The sequence below is a fragment of the Stappia indica genome (genome assembly GCF_020177335.1).
GTDB classification, from domain to species: Bacteria; Pseudomonadota; Alphaproteobacteria; order Rhizobiales; family Stappiaceae; genus Stappia; species Stappia indica_B.
The window spans coordinates 22,466-36,893 of record NZ_JAIVMG010000001.1; the positions used below are offsets into that span (position 1 = coordinate 22,466).

The window sequence follows — 14,428 nt, forward strand, 5'->3', positions numbered from 1 at the left end:
CGCGACGAGAGAAGACACCAAAGACGCCGGCGCGTGAGTGCGCGCGCCGGATCCCCAGACCGTTTTCAAGGAAATTCCGATGCTCGATTGGTCCGATCCCTCATCCGTCCCCACCCCCAGGCCGGCGCCCGCCGATGACGCTGCCCCCACCGATGCCACCGGCCTTGGCGAAATCGAACGCGGCGGCGCGCGCGTGTCCGTCGATGACAAGCGCATGATCAACGCCCGTGCCGACGTGAACCAGCTCCTGCCGCTCAAATACCGCTGGGCCTGGGAGAAATACCTGTCCGGCTGCAACAACCACTGGATGCCGACGGAAGTGTCGATGCAGGCGGACATCGCGCTGTGGAAGTCGCGCGATGGTCTGACCGACGACGAACGGCGGATGCTGAAGCGTAACCTCGGCTTCTTCGCCGCCTCGGAAAGCCTGGTCGCCAACAACATCGTGCTGGCGATCTACCGCCATCTCACCAATCCGGAGTGCCGCCAGTACCTGCTGCGCCAAGCCTTCGAGGAGGCCATCCATACCCATACGTTCCAGTACATCGTGGAAAGCCTGGCGCTCGACGAGGGGGAGTTGTTCAACATGTATCGCGAGGTGCCCTCGATCACCGACAAGGCGGCCTGGGCGCTGAAACACACGCAGAACCTGGACGATCCGGAGTTCCGGACGGGAACGCCGGAGGCCGATCAGGCGTTCCTGCGCGATCTGGTGGCGTTCTATGTCATCTTCGAAGGTATGTGGTTCTACACTGGCTTCGCGCAGATCCTGTCGCTGGGACGGCGCAACAAGATGGTCGGGATCGCCGAGCAGTATCAGTACATCCTGCGAGATGAATCGATCCATCTGAACTTCGGCATCGACGTCATCAACCAGATCAAACTGGAGAACCCGCATCTGTGGAGCGCGGCGTTCCAGGAGGAGGTGCGGGGGATGATCGCCGAGGCGGCGGAACTGGAGGCCGCATACGGGCGCGACACCATTCCGCGCGGCTTCCTCGGGCTCAATGCAGCGCTCTGCGAGCAATACATGCATTTCATCGCCAACCGGCGCTGCGCGCAGCTTGGCCTTCAGCCGGTCTATGCGGAGACGGAAAATCCCTTCCCGTGGATGAGCGAGGCGATGGACCTGAAGAAGGAGAAGAACTTCTTCGAAACCCGCGTCATCGAGTACCAGAACGGCGGCGCGCTGAGCTGGGACTGAGAGGCGAGGCCCCCCGCAAGGCATCAGTGATTGCGGGGGGCAGGCCGGGGCCTATTCGCTTGAGCTGTTGTTGCGCATGGCGGATTTGAGCTTTTCGATATCGGCTTCCGACAGTTGCGGCCGGTCCACCTTGATCGTCAACTTTTCCAGCTTGGCGGTCAGGGGGAAGGGCGGCTGGTAGTCGGCGTCATTGACGCCGGTCAGGGTGTCGGAGCCGATGTCGAACGCCTCGTCCCATTGCAGGATCATCGGCAGGGTCTTCTCCATCTTGCGGGTGTCGACCGTCTTGCCATCCACCTTCAGTGTTCCGGTGCCGGAGCGGCCTAGACCACTGAAGCTGTTGTAGCGCAGGGTGCCGGCGCCAATTCCGTCATAGTCGAACGCAAACTCGACCGTATGCCGGCCAGGCGTCAGCACGTCCGGTCCTTCCCATTTGATGCGCTCCAGATCGATGAGGTTCCACAGGAAGACCGGCTTGCCCTTCAACAGGTAGAAGCCGTAGCCGGCGAACCGGCCGCCTGAGGTCAGGATCATGCCTTCCGCGCCGCCCTCCGGGACGGTGATTTCCGCTGTGATCGTATAGGAGCTGTTGAGGAGCACGGGGGAATCCCCCTGCGGCAGTCCGGTCATCGGCTGAGTGTAGACGAACTCGCTGCGGCCCGCGGTGATATTCGGGCGCGGCGCGCCGAGCCGGGCGGCAACCGAGGCGTCCATCGGGAAGACCTGATACTTCTTCGCCTCCGCGATGAACATCGCCTTCAGCTCCTTCACCTTGTCCGGGTGCTGGTCGGCGATGTTGCGCGACTGGCTGTAGTCCTTGGTCAGGTCATAAAGTTCAAGCACCTGATTGTTCAGAGGATCGGTGTTCGCCGGACCATAGGCCTCCCAGGGCGCGCGGTTCACCTCTGTGCTGAGCAGCCAGCCTTCGTGATAGAGCGCCCATTGACCCATCATCTCGAAGTACTGCGTCTTGTGCCGTGACGGTTCGTCGGCGTTTTCCTTGTCGAAGGTATAGGCGAAACTCGTCCCCTCGATCGGCGCCTGCTTGATGCCGTCCACATACTCGGGGGCGGGGATGCCGGAGACTTCGAGAAGGGTCGGCACCACGTCGATCACATGCATGAACTGGGTGCGCAGGCCGCCCTTGTCCGTGATGCGGGCCGGCCAGGAGATGGCCATGTTCTGGCGAATGCCGCCAAGCTTGGAGGCGTTCTGCTTGAACCAGGTGAAGGGCGCATCAAAGGCCCAGGACCAGCCCGCCGACATATGGTTGTAGGTCTGCTCGGTGCCCCAGGTGTCGTACCACTTCATCTGGGCTTCGACCGGAACGGAGACGCCATTGAAAAACGCCACTTCGTTGGGCGTGCCAAACGGTCCGCCCTCGGCGCTGGTGCCGTTGTCGCCATTGATATAGATGATCAGCGTGTTTTCCAGCTTGCCCATGTCCTCGATGGCCTGAATGACACGGCCGATTTCATGGTCGCTGTAGGCGGCATAGGCGGCGAAGACCTCCACCTGGCGGATGTAGAGCTTCTGTTCCTCGGCGCTGAGGTCTTCCCAGTTCTTGAGGACCTTCTCCGGCCAGGGGGCAAGCTCGGTGTCCGCGGGGATCACGCCAAGCCGCTTCTGGTTCTCGAAGATCCGCGCCTGGAGCTTGTTCCAGCCATCGTCGAACAGGTGCATGGCCCGGATTTTCTCGACCCATTCCTTCGTCGGGTGGTGGGGAGCGTGGGTCGCGCCCGGCGCGTATTTCACGAAGAACGGCTTGTCCGGGACGGTTTGATTGAGACGGCCGAGGTAGGCGATCGCATCATCGGCCATGCCGGTTACAAGGTTCCACTCTGGCTGGCCCGTGAACGGGTAGATCTGGGTGGTGTTGCGGAAGAGGTTCGGTTGCCACTGATTGGCGTCGCCGCCGACGAAGCCGTAGAAATATTCAAACCCCATGCCTGCCGGCCATTGATCGAACGGCCCGGCCTGGCTGGCGGCGAAGGCCGGCGTGTTATGGTTCTTGCCGAACCAGGAGGTGGCATAGCCATTGTCGCGCAGGATCTTGCCGATGGTGGCCTTGTCCTCCGGGATGATGCTGTTGTAGCCAGGGAAACCCGTCGACTGTTCGGAGATCACGCCAAAGCCCGCGGAGTGATGGTTCCGCCCGGTGATGAGCGCGGCGCGTGTCGGTGAGCACAGTGCCGTGGAATGAATGTTGGTGTAGCGCAGGCCTTCCTGCGCCAGCCGGTCCATGGTCGGGGTCGGGATCACGCCGCCAAATGTGCTCGGGACGCCAAAGCCGGCATCATCGGTGATGATCAGCAGAACATTGGGAGCCTGCGGCGGTGGCACGATGCGCGGTGGCCACCACGGCTCGGAGGAAAGTGCATCTTCCTTGATCTCACCGCCGAATGTCGGGTCCGGCGCCGGCAACCGCGTGCCCTCGATGGTGCTGGTGGCGCTAGGCGAGCCCAATGTTCCTGTCACTTCGATGGCGGCTGCGCTTCCACAGGTTCCGGCGATAACCGCAAGCGTCGTCAGTGTTGAAGAGAACCTGCGCACAGTGGCTATTGTTGTTTTGCTGCTCACCTTGGCCTCCTGCCTTCAAGACTTGTTTTTCAATGACGTAGAGGTGGATTCTGAAAAGACCCTACCGTTCCCGACGTCGTCTTTGTTGTCTCGAAATTCCGGTTGGATGTCTTCGGGGCTCGTTTCGGCGCATTCCAGATCGCGGGCGGAAAATGCATTTTGTATGAAAGCATGTATTTCATGGATTGAAAATAATGAATCCTGCATTCATGATTTGTACTTGATGATCCGATCGCCGATACACCGCTGATGGTTCCAGCGGGGGCGGCTTTTGTCCGGCGCTGGGCATGCCTTGCATTGGGGGCATCGTCAGCATGAAGGACGGCTGGACGCGGATTTTCCCCGAGTAGCGGGAAGGGGAGCGGCGCTTCTGCCGTGCGCCCGCGACGCTTAAATGCTTTTGGCGTGTCCCAATGGATGCGGGGAATTTGATCTCTTATTTGTTTCAATGCGTTGGAAAAGGGAGAGGACAATGCTTGGGAGAACGAGGCATCGTGAATTTCCGAAATTCCTGAGAGTATCCGCGGTGGTCCTGGGGACAGGCGTTCTGGCCTGCGGGATTGCCGCGCTGGCAACGCTTTCCGCCGCGCAGGCACAGGAGGACGCCAAGCCGAACATCCTGGTGATCTGGGGCGATGATATCGGCACCTGGAACATCAGCTTCAACAACCGGGGCATGATGGGCTACGAGACGCCGAACATCGACCGGATCGCCAAGGAAGGTCTCAGCTTTACCGATTACTATGCGCAGCAGAGCTGCACCGCCGGACGTGCGGCCTTCATCGGCGGCAACGTGCCGGTGCGCACCGGCATGACCAAGGTGGGATTGCCCGGCGCCGAGCAGGGCTGGCAGAAAACCGATGTGACCATGGCGACGGTGCTGAAGTCGGAGGGCTATGCCACCGGCCAGTTCGGCAAGAACCATCAGGGTGACCGGGACGAGCACCTGCCGACGATGCATGGTTTCGACGAGTTCCTGGGCAATCTCTATCACCTGAATGCGGAGGAAGAGCCGGAAAACCGTGATTACCCGGGCGATATGGTGCTGGCCAACGGCAAGACCTTCCGCGAACAGTTCGGCCCGCGCGGGGTCATTCACTCCTGGGCCAACGAGGACGGCACCCAGCGCATCGAGGATACCGGGCCGCTCACCCGGAAGCGCATGGAAACGGTGGACGAGGAAACGGTCGCCGCCGCCATGGATTTCATCAAGCGTCAGCACGAGGCGGGCAAGCCGTTCTTCGTGTGGTGGAATGCGACCCGGATGCATTTCCGCACCCATGTGAAGGAGGAGCACAAGGGGATCGCCGGCCCAAGCGGCAACAACTACCACGACGGTATGGTCGAGCATGACATGCTGGTGGGCGAGTTGCTGAAGCAGCTCGACGATCTGGGCATCGCCGACAACACGGTGGTGATGTACGGGACCGATAACGGCCCCCACTACAACACCTGGCCCGACGCGGGCACCACCCCGTTCCGCAGCGAGAAGAACTCGAACTGGGAAGGCGCCTACCGGGTGCCGGCCTTCGTGCGCTGGCCGGGGCGCTTCCCGGCGGGCAAGACCCTGAACGGCATCGTCGCCCATGAGGACTGGCTGCCGACCTTCGCAGCCATCGCCGGCAATGCCGATATCAAGGCACAACTGCGCGAAGGGGTAGAGCTGAACGGGCGGAGCTATCGCAACTATATCGATGGCTACAACCAGCTTGCGTATCTGGAAGGCAAGGGTGAAGCGCCGCGTCATGAGTTCTGGTACGTCAACGACGATGGCAACGTGGTTGCCGCGCGCTACGACGACTGGAAGGTGGTGTTTCTGGAGAACCGGGGGCAGGCGTTCGGGGTCTGGCGCGAACCGTTCATCGAACTGCGGACGCCGCTGCTGTTCAACCTGCGCCGCGATCCGTTCGAGCGGGCCCAGCACAATTCGAACACCTACAATGACTGGTTCCTCGACCGTGCGTTCATTCTGGTGCCGATCCAGGCACTGGCCGCTCAGTTCCTCAAGACCATGACGGAGTATCCGCCGAGCCAGACGCCCGGTTCGTTCAACCTCAGCAGCATTGAGAAAAAGCTGAGCGAAGGCCTGGCGAACTGACGAGACACGATTGTCTCCCTGAAGGGGGCGGTCTTGCACGCACGATCGGCCGGGCGGCTCCCGTGAGCCGCCCGGCTGGTATGGCTCGCCTCCTGCGGCCTGACGTTGTACCATGCATGGGCTGAAGCCGGCAGGAGGGCCATCGCCCGCGCCTGCAACCGGGCTCAAGCGTGGAGCGGGTGTCATATCCCCGCTCCACCTGTACGCATGAACAGGAAACGAACCGGCACCGTGCGCACCGCCGTTCGAGGGAGGAGGGTTCAATGCTGCGACATCATGCGCTGGTTGCGCTGACGTCCATGGGGCTTCTGATCACGGGCACGGCCTTGCCCCCCGGCGCCGCCGTGCGCGCGCAGGCACAGCAACAGATCCCCGTGCCGCAGCCGTCGCCAGCCTCCACTGCCGCCCAGAGCCCGGCAACCGACACGGCGTCGGACCTGCTCAGCGAGGATGAGCTTGAGGTTCTGGTGGCGCGGATCGCCCTTTATCCGGACGAACTGGTGGCGCTGATCTCCGCCGCGTCGCTCTATCCCTTGCAGATCGTCGAGGCGTCGCGGTTTCTCGACGAGCGGGCGAAGAACGACAAGCTGGAGCCGAAAAGCAGTTGGGACGGCAGCGTCATCTCGCTGCTGAACTATCCGCAGATCGTCAAGATGATGAGCGACGATCTGGACTGGACCCAGTCGCTGGCGGCGGCTCTGGGCGCGCAGCAAAAGGATGTGCTGGTCGCCATCCAGCAGCTGCGGGCCGAGGCGCAGGCCGCGGGCATCATCAAATCCGATGACAAGATCCAGGTGGTGGAGGAAAATGACAGCATCGTCATCAAGCCGGCCAAGCCGGATGTGGTCTACATTCCGCAATACCCGCCGGAGATGCTGTATGTGCCGGACTATCAACCCGTGCCGATCAGCTACTACCCCGACCCCTATCCGATCTATTACTCCCCCGGCGCCACCTTCTTCGCTGGCGTCGTGACGGGCGTGATCTGGGGCGCGGTGATCGACTGGAACCGGTGGGGCGTCTGGGGCGGGCGCTGGAACGGCGGCAATGTCAACATCAATTGCAACAGGTGTCTCAACAACGTCGACTTCAACGGCAAGATCAATATCGGCGATGTGGACTGGCGCAACGTCGACCGGTCGAAGATCTCCTTCGACAAGACCCAGCTCGGCAAGATCGACCGGACCAACTTGCGCAACAACATCGAGGCGAACAAGGGCAACAACATCGGCAACCGGGCGTCGTCGCTGGCCAGGGACAAGCGGCCCGGCACGGGCGGCGGCAACCGCACCGGTCAGGATGTACGCAAATCGACGCTGGAGGGGCTGAAGGCCAAGCCCGGAACGCCGACCGCACGGACCCGGCCGGCGGCGAAGCCGGCCCAGGGCAATGTCGCCCGCAAGGGCGGGCAGGGCGCGCGCTCCAAGGCGGCGAACACCAAGGCCCGAAGCAAGGCCCAGAACCGGGCACCGGGGAAGGCGCGTCCCGCGGGGCGGGTGGACCGGCGGCCGAAAAACCCGTCCGGGCTGGGGCAGGTGCGCAGTGGGCGTGCCGCCGGTGTGCATTCCAACCGGGGGCGGCAGTCGATGGGCGGTGGCCAGCGCGGCGGCAACCGGGCACACAGGACAGTCCAGCGCGGCGGCGGCGGGCGCCGGCGTTGAGCCGAGGCCGGGCAACTCGCGGATGGACGGTGTCCGGCCGCGTGCATTCAAGTCTTCACTGGAAGGACGGATCATGAAAACGGGTATGTTTCGGCTGCTGATCCTGCTTGCCCTGGGGGGCGGCTTCTTGCTCGCACCTTCTGGCCCGGGTGTGGGCGATGCGCGGGCGCAGGAGCAAGAGCAGAAGCAGGCGCAGGAGCCCGCCGGCATTGCCGCCTTCGTGTCCGAGGAGGAACCGCCCACCTTTGCCTCGTCGGAGGAAGCCGTTCAGGCGTTCAAGGACCGTCTTGCGGCGGGGGATCTCGCCGCGACGGTGGAGCTTCTCGGTCTCGATCCGGATGCGGTGAAGGGCTCGGAGGCAACGCTGGAGACCTTCGCCGTCATTCGCGAAGGCGCGGCCCGGCGGGTCAGCGTCAGCGAGCTGGGCGACCGGGTGCTGATCCGGATCGGACGGATCCTCTGGCCCCTGCCATTCCCTGTGGTCAAGGGAGAGGATGGCCGGTGGTCCTTTGATACTTATGCGGGGCTCCAGGAAATCGTGAACCGGCGCATTGGCGAGAACGAATTGGAAGCCATTGCCACCGCGCGGGCCTATGTGGAGGCGCAGGAAAGCTACGCCGCAGGCGATTGGGATGACGATGGCGTGCTGGAATTCGCCCAGAAACTTGTCAGCTCCGATGGCGCGCAGGACGGGCTCTACTGGCCGGAAACCGATACCGTCGAGCCGAGCCCGGCCGGGGCCTTCACCGACCAGGCCGCGCTTGACCGCGCGGCCGAGGGCGAGGGCTATTTCGGCTATCGCTTCCGGGTGCTGACCGGGCAGGGCGAAAACATTGCCGGTGGGCACTACGACTACATCATCAATGGCAACATGATCGCCGGCTTCGCCCTTGTCGCCTGGCCGGTGCGTTATGGCGAGACCGGGGTCTACACCTTCGCCATCAGTCACCACGGCACGCTGTATCAGGCGGATCTCGGACCTCAGACGGACACACTGGCGCGCGAGATGGAGCGCTTCAACCCGGATGAGAGCTGGGAGGTGGTGCGCGACTGACGCCGGCAACGATCCGCGCGGTTCAGGTTTCGCCCATCGAAAAGGCGCGTCGTCGCGTGGCGCCTGCGTGCATTGGCTTCCGTTCCCCGCGCTCCTGTGGCATGTGCAGACGGGGCTGGGGTGCGGAGAGAAGACCCATGGATCTGGTGGTGGGCGCGGTTGTCGGCAGTGGCATTGCCGCGCATGCGGCGGAGGTCGGCGGCGCCGACTTCCTGCTGGCGATCAATGCCGGACGCCTGCGCAACATGGGCGCGCCGTCGATAGCCTCCACCCTTCCCACCCATGACGCGGACACGATCAGCATCGACGTGGCGATGCGGGAGATCCTGCCGCGGGCTCAGGTGCCGGTCTTTCTCGGGGTCAATTGCTGGGCGCGGGCGGGGGACCCAGTGGCGCCGGGGCGCCGGGCCCGGGAGATGGGGTTCGCCGGTGTGGTCAACTTCCCGCCGGTGATGCTGCTCTCCGCGAGCCTGCGAGAGGTGCTGGCCACTGTCGGAATCGATGCCGACAGGGAAATCGAAATTCTCCGGGCGGCGCAGGATCTGGGGCTGGAGAGCCTTTACTATTGCGGCTCGGCGGAGGAAGCGCGGCGGGCGGCCGAGGCGGGCCTGCGCAACATTCTCTATAATTTCGGCTGGAACGTCGGTGGGCGGCTGGGGCATGAGGCCCGCATGTCGCTGGAAGAGGCCGGTGCGATTGCCCACAGCATCGGCCGTTTGATCAAGCGGGTCGACCCGACCATCCGCTTCTTCCTCGAAGGCGGCCCGATCGATACCTCGGATGATCTTGCCCATGTGGCGCTGCATGCGCCCATCGATGGCTATGTTGGCGGCTCCACCCTTGACCGGCTGCCCTTCGAGGCGGCGGTGGCCAACCGGATCGCCGGCTACAAGCAGGCGGGCGAGGCGCGCCGGCAGATCGTGGCGGCCGATCAGGAGGTGCTGGACTGGTCGCGGCCGCTCGGCTTCGTCGGGCGGGCCCCTTGCCTGATCGCCTTTCTCAAGACCTTGCGGAAGATGTGCGCCAGCGCCCATCCGCTCAGGGTTGTCTGCGAAAGCGGGCTCGATGACGGCCCGGTGATCGGCGCTCTGTCGAAGGGGGCGGGGGAGGCGGTGCGGATCGTCGATGCGGCGCAGGAAAGCCTTGCCTCTCATGCGGTTCGGCGCTTGCTCGGGCACCAGCGCGGCGACCTGACGACACTGGGGCTTCTCACCGACCCGACCACCCGGGTCGTTGTCTTGCGCAATGCCCATCTGATCCCCAGGGGCGGGCAGCGGCGGCTTGCCATGCGGCTCAGGCGCGAAACCGTGGCGCATCCGAAGACCCGGGCGCCGCTGAAGCTCACCGCACGGTTGGTGGTGATCGACGAGGGCGGGGCAGATGCGGCGGCACTGGTGCCGGAGCTGTCCGCCCTGTTGGAGGGCTGGACGCTGACCTATCCGCCGGTGCGTGCGCGCTCCCCGGACATCGTCGGACTGATCGCGGCGCGGATGGCCGGCGTTGGGCGGCCCCCTCGGCAGGTCCCCCGGTTTTCGGCGGCGGCGGTGCAGGTGCTGCGCGGCCATCTGTGGGCCGCCAACGATCTGGAGATCGACCGGGTGGTCGGGGTGATGACCTCCCTGGGCCATGACGGCGAACTCAACCCTGAGGATGTGCGCGGGATTATTGGCAATGCTGCGGGCGCACTGGCTGGGGCCACTGTTCTGGATGCGAAGACGCGCCTGATCGACGCGCTGTGGCGCAACGGCTTCCACCGGGGCAAGACCGCCGCAGCGCTGGGGATCTCGCGCAAGACGCTCTACAATCGGATGCGCCGGTACGGCGTTACCGGCTAGGTGTGCCTCAGGGGGTAATGCGAAAAAAAAGCCCCTTGAAGATTTCTCCTCAAGGGGCCGTGCGAGAAAGGGTGGCGGATCGCCGCCTGTCTCAAGTTGGGGCGCGGTCACGCGCTCGGCGTTTGTTGAGGTAGGACAGGGTTGCCGGCAGCACCACCGCGAGCACGGCAAGCCCGTAGAGCGCCAGGCTCTTCCAGCTCTCCACCAGGATCTCCCAATCACCGGCCGAGATCGACAGGGCGCGGCGCAGGTTGTCCTCGAACAGCCCACCGAGCACGAAGCCGAGAATGACCGGTGCGAGCGGGAATTCCATCTTGCGCAGCAGCCAGCCGAACATGCCCAGCAGGATGATCAGGAACAGATCGAAGGGATTGCCGACAATCGAATACACCCCGATGAAGGCCAGGATGGCGATCAGCGGTGTCAGGTAGTGCTGCGGGATGGTCAGCATCCGGGCGAACAGGCCCACCAGCGGCAGGTTGATGATCAGGAGCGCCACGTTGCCCACATACATGGAGGCGATCAGACCCCAGGCGATTTCCGGATGCTGGGTGAACAGCAGCGGGCCGGGCTGGACGTTGAACAGCATCAGGGCGCCCAGCAGGATGGCGGTGGTGCCCGAGCCGGGGATGCCGAGCGTCAGCATCGGCACCATCGCGCCGCTGGCCGCTGCGTTGTTGGCCGCTTCCGGGGCGGCGAGGCCGCGCATGTCGCCCTTGCCGAATTCGCTCGTGTCCGCGCCGGCCGCCCGTTTTTCCGCGCCATAGGCGACAGCCGAGGCCACCGAGGCGCCGGTTCCCGGCAGGATGCCGATGAAGAAGCCGATGATCGAAGCGCGCAGGATCGTCCATTTCGTTCTGGCCAGATCGGCCATGCGAACGAAGGAGTTGTCGACCGGCAGGGTCTGGAGCTTGCCGGTCACCTGCTGCTCGACCAGGTGGAACAGCTCGGCCATGCCGAACAGGCCGATCACCACGATCAGGAAGTCGATGCCGGCGAGAAGGTCGGGCACACCGAAGGTGAAGCGCGGCACGCCGGTGTTGCCATCGATGCCCATGGTGGCGAGCATCAGGCCGATCAAGGCGCCCATCAGGGTCTTCCACGGGTTCTTGCCGACCAGCGAGGCCAGCGAGGCGAAGGCGAAGACCATCAGCGCCACATAATCGGACGGCGAGAAGGTGACCGCGAAGCGGGCCAGCGCCGGACCGAACAGGGACATCAGGATGACGGCGAAGGTGCCGCCGACGAACGAGGCGATGGCCGACAGCGACAGGGCACGCCCCGCTTCGCCGCGCTTGGCCATGGGGTTGCCGTCGAGCGTGGTCATCACCGCGCCGGCGTCCCCCGGCACGTTGAGCAGGATGGACGAAATCCGGCCGCCGTATTCGGCGCCGTAGTAGATGCCGGCGAGCAGGATCAGGGCGCTTTCGGGCGGCAGCCCCAGCCCATAGGCGATGGGCAGGAGAATGGCGACGCCGTTGATCGGGCCGATACCGGGAAGGGCGCCGATGAGTGTGCCGGCGAAGCAGCCGATCAGCACCAGCATGATGTTGAACGGCGCCAGCGCGACGCCGAAGCCTGTGCCCAGGCTGGCGAAAACTTCTTGCATCTCTTGGCGTCCTTAAATCTTGGGCAGCGGCCCGGCGGGAAGGTTGAGGCCCATCAGGCCGGCGCAGACGAGATATCCGGCAACGCCGATGGTGATGCCGAACGCCGCCGAGCGCCCCCAGGCCGCGCCCAGAAGGCGCGCCATCAACGTGGCGAACAGGGCTGTGGCGATGATGAAGCCGAGCGGCTCGTAAAGCTCCGCATAGGCGAGCAGCATCGCGGAAGCGCTGGCGAGCTTGATCCAGGTTGGCCGGTCGGTGTCGAGGCTGTCCACGTCCGGCCGGATCAGCAGCATGATCAGGCAGATCACCGCGACGATGGCGAGGATCTGCGGCCAGCCTTCCGGTCCGATCGGGTCGTACTGGAACGGCGCCTTGATGAGCGTGAAGGCGATGAAGCCATAGGCCAGGGTGATCAGGAGTAATGTGCCGGCGAAAATGCGGTCGATCATGTGTCCGTCCACGGGGTCGTGAGAGCGAAAAAGCCCGGCAGATTGCGCTTCTGCCGGGCTTGACGGTTACTTGATCAGACCGGCGTCGCGGGCGATCTGGCGCAGCTCGCCGATGCGCTGCTTGACCTTGGTGTCAAGCTCGGCGCCGGAGAGGTTCAGCGGCAAAAGCCCCTTTTCTTCGCGGATCTTGCGGAACTCCTCGGTCTCATAGGCCTTGGCGAAGGCATCTGCCCAGGCCTGGTAGTCCGCATCCGGCACGTTGTTGCCCATGTAGAAGCCGCGCATGATCGTCCATTCGACGTCATAGCCCTGCTCGATCGCCGTGGGGATCTGGTCGAACGGCGCGTCGAGCCGCTCGGGGGAGAGCACGGCCAGCACGCGGATGTTGCCGGCTTCCAGGTGGGAAATCACCTCGCCCACATCGGCGGTGACCATGTCGATGGAACCGCCCAAAAGAGCCGCCAGGGCCTCGCCGCCACCTTCAAAGGACACGTAGCGCATGTCGCGCGGGCTGCTTTCCACGGACTTGAGCAGCAGGGCGCCTTTCATCCAGTCCTGCGAACCGACGGAGCCGCCGGCACCGACGACCACCTCGGCCGGGGTCTCCTTGAAGACCGCCATCAGGTCATCGAGGGTTTCGAACTTGCTGTCCGCCCGCACGACGACGGCGCCGAAATCCGCGCCCACGGTGGCGAGGAAGCGGATGTCGTTCTCGGTGAATTCACCGAACTTGCCGGTGGCGATGTTGAGCAGCGAGCCCGACGAGAAGGCGACAATCGCGTTCGGGTCGTCGGTGCGGGTGGTGTTGAACTGGCTGAACGCCACGGCGCCGATGCCGCCCGGCATGAAGGTCACCTGGATCGGCTTGTCGAACTGCGCGGCAAGGCCGGTCTGGGCCACGCGGCAGGTCAGGTCGAAGCCACCACCGGGCTTCGCCGGAGCGATGCACTCCGGAGCGGTGACATCCGCAAGAGCGGCGGTGGAGGCCAGGAGCAGGCCGGCGACACAATATTTCAGAGCTGCGATTTTCATGAGATTTCTCAGGTTCCTCCCATCCACGATCTGTCGTGAAACTGCAACATTGTAGGACAAAATAGCAAAGATCGGGTTCTGTCAAGACGCATGGGGGTCAGCGCATTTCCTTGACAAGTCCGCAAATAATGGGCTTTTTGATGCGGGATGGAGGTCGGTGGAGAGCGGGTGAAGGAACGCTATGGCTGCGGAATTGTTTACAAAAGACGAGAGCCCGGCAGGGCTGGCGGCGCAGCGAATCCATGACTGCCTGTGCGAGGAAATCCTGGCCGGGGAGCTCGCGCCCGGAACCCGCCTGGGTGAGGTGGCGCTGGCCAAGCGCTTCGATGTCAGCCGTGGTCCGATTCGCGCGGCGCTGAAGATGCTCGCCGAGACCGGGGTGGTGACCGTGGTGCCGCACAGCGGTGCCCGTGTCCGCGAAATGAGTTATGACGACGCCCGCGCGCTCTACCAGGTGCGCGAGGCGCTGGAGGCGCAGGCCGCGTCCCTTGCCGCCGCATCCGCCTCTCCCGAAGCGGTGGCGCAGTTGCGCGCGGTGCTGGCGGGTCACTCCCGGGACGTCGCCGCCCATCCGACCGGCGCCTATCTGCAAGGGGGCACCGACCGCGACTTTCACAACATCATTGCCCGCATGGCCGGCAACGCGATCATTCAGCGCTATCTGACGAAGGAGCTCTATCCGCAGCTCGCGCTGCTCCGGGTCCGGCATACCCATGTGACCGGGCGGGGCGTTTCCGCCCTGCGGGAGCATGAGCGGATCGTGGAAGCGATTGCCGCCGGCGACAGCGAAGTGGCGGGCCTGCTGATGCGCCGCCACATCCAGAACAGCTGGGCCTCCCTTGAGGCGCAGCTCAAATCCGACGACGCCTGATCCGCGCCGCCCCCATTACCATGAGAAAGAAAAG

General features: G+C 64.2%; 11 protein-coding genes. 7 read left to right on the forward strand and 4 right to left on the reverse strand.

Annotated elements, in window-relative coordinates; translation table 11 throughout:
* Positions 1-79 precede the first annotated feature (79 nt).
* Positions 80-1,204 (forward strand): ribonucleotide-diphosphate reductase subunit beta, encoded by a 1,125-nt coding sequence (locus LC062_RS00085; RefSeq protein ID WP_224909011.1) that lies wholly within the window; start codon positions 80-82, stop codon positions 1,202-1,204.
* Positions 1,205-1,255: 51 nt separating this feature from the next.
* Here the strand turns inward: LC062_RS00085 and LC062_RS00090 are convergent, their stop codons facing one another.
* Positions 1,256-3,688: an arylsulfatase gene (locus LC062_RS00090; RefSeq protein WP_404829670.1), complete on the reverse strand. Its 2,433-nt coding sequence runs from the start codon at positions 3,686-3,688 to the stop codon at positions 1,256-1,258.
* Between LC062_RS00090 and LC062_RS00095 the strand changes: the two genes are divergently transcribed.
* From LC062_RS00095 to LC062_RS00115, 5 genes are all read left to right on the forward strand, one after another.
* Positions 3,687-4,034, forward strand: a complete 348-nt coding sequence (locus tag LC062_RS00095) for a hypothetical protein (RefSeq protein ID WP_224909013.1) — start codon at positions 3,687-3,689, stop codon at positions 4,032-4,034. The two genes, LC062_RS00090 and LC062_RS00095, sit on opposite strands and share 2 nt — an antisense overlap.
* A gap of 222 nt (positions 4,035-4,256) precedes the next feature.
* A complete protein-coding gene (locus LC062_RS00100) occupies positions 4,257-5,882 on the forward strand; it encodes an arylsulfatase (protein WP_404829663.1) in 1,626 nt (541 codons plus the stop codon).
* A gap of 263 nt (positions 5,883-6,145) precedes the next feature.
* Positions 6,146-7,543 (forward strand): DUF3300 domain-containing protein, encoded by a 1,398-nt coding sequence (locus tag LC062_RS00105; RefSeq protein WP_224909014.1) that lies wholly within the window; start codon positions 6,146-6,148, stop codon positions 7,541-7,543.
* Between the two features lie 85 nt (positions 7,544-7,628).
* The gene (locus tag LC062_RS00110) at positions 7,629-8,597 is read left to right on the forward strand and encodes a DUF2950 family protein (RefSeq protein ID WP_224909756.1); all 969 of its coding nucleotides are present in this window, start codon (positions 7,629-7,631) and stop codon (positions 8,595-8,597) included.
* A 137-nt stretch (positions 8,598-8,734) separates the two neighbouring features.
* Positions 8,735-10,432, forward strand: a complete 1,698-nt coding sequence (locus LC062_RS00115) for a phosphoenolpyruvate hydrolase family protein (protein ID WP_224909015.1) — start codon at positions 8,735-8,737, stop codon at positions 10,430-10,432.
* Between the two features lie 91 nt (positions 10,433-10,523).
* On the opposite strand, the gene LC062_RS00120 is transcribed toward LC062_RS00115, so the two are convergent.
* The 3 genes from LC062_RS00120 to LC062_RS00130 form a co-directional block, all read right to left on the reverse strand.
* A complete protein-coding gene (locus LC062_RS00120) occupies positions 10,524-12,041 on the reverse strand; it encodes a tripartite tricarboxylate transporter permease (RefSeq protein ID WP_224909016.1) in 1,518 nt (505 codons plus the stop codon).
* Positions 12,042-12,053: 12 nt separating this feature from the next.
* Positions 12,054-12,491, reverse strand: coding sequence for a tripartite tricarboxylate transporter TctB family protein (locus LC062_RS00125; protein ID WP_224909017.1), 438 nt, complete (start codon positions 12,489-12,491; stop codon positions 12,054-12,056).
* A 66-nt stretch (positions 12,492-12,557) separates the two neighbouring features.
* A complete protein-coding gene (locus LC062_RS00130; RefSeq protein WP_224909018.1) occupies positions 12,558-13,523 on the reverse strand; it encodes a Bug family tripartite tricarboxylate transporter substrate binding protein in 966 nt (321 codons plus the stop codon).
* Between the two features lie 181 nt (positions 13,524-13,704).
* On the opposite strand from LC062_RS00130, the gene LC062_RS00135 reads away from it, so the two are divergent.
* Positions 13,705-14,394, forward strand: a complete 690-nt coding sequence (locus tag LC062_RS00135) for a GntR family transcriptional regulator (RefSeq protein ID WP_224909019.1) — start codon at positions 13,705-13,707, stop codon at positions 14,392-14,394.
* Positions 14,395-14,428 lie beyond the last annotated feature (34 nt).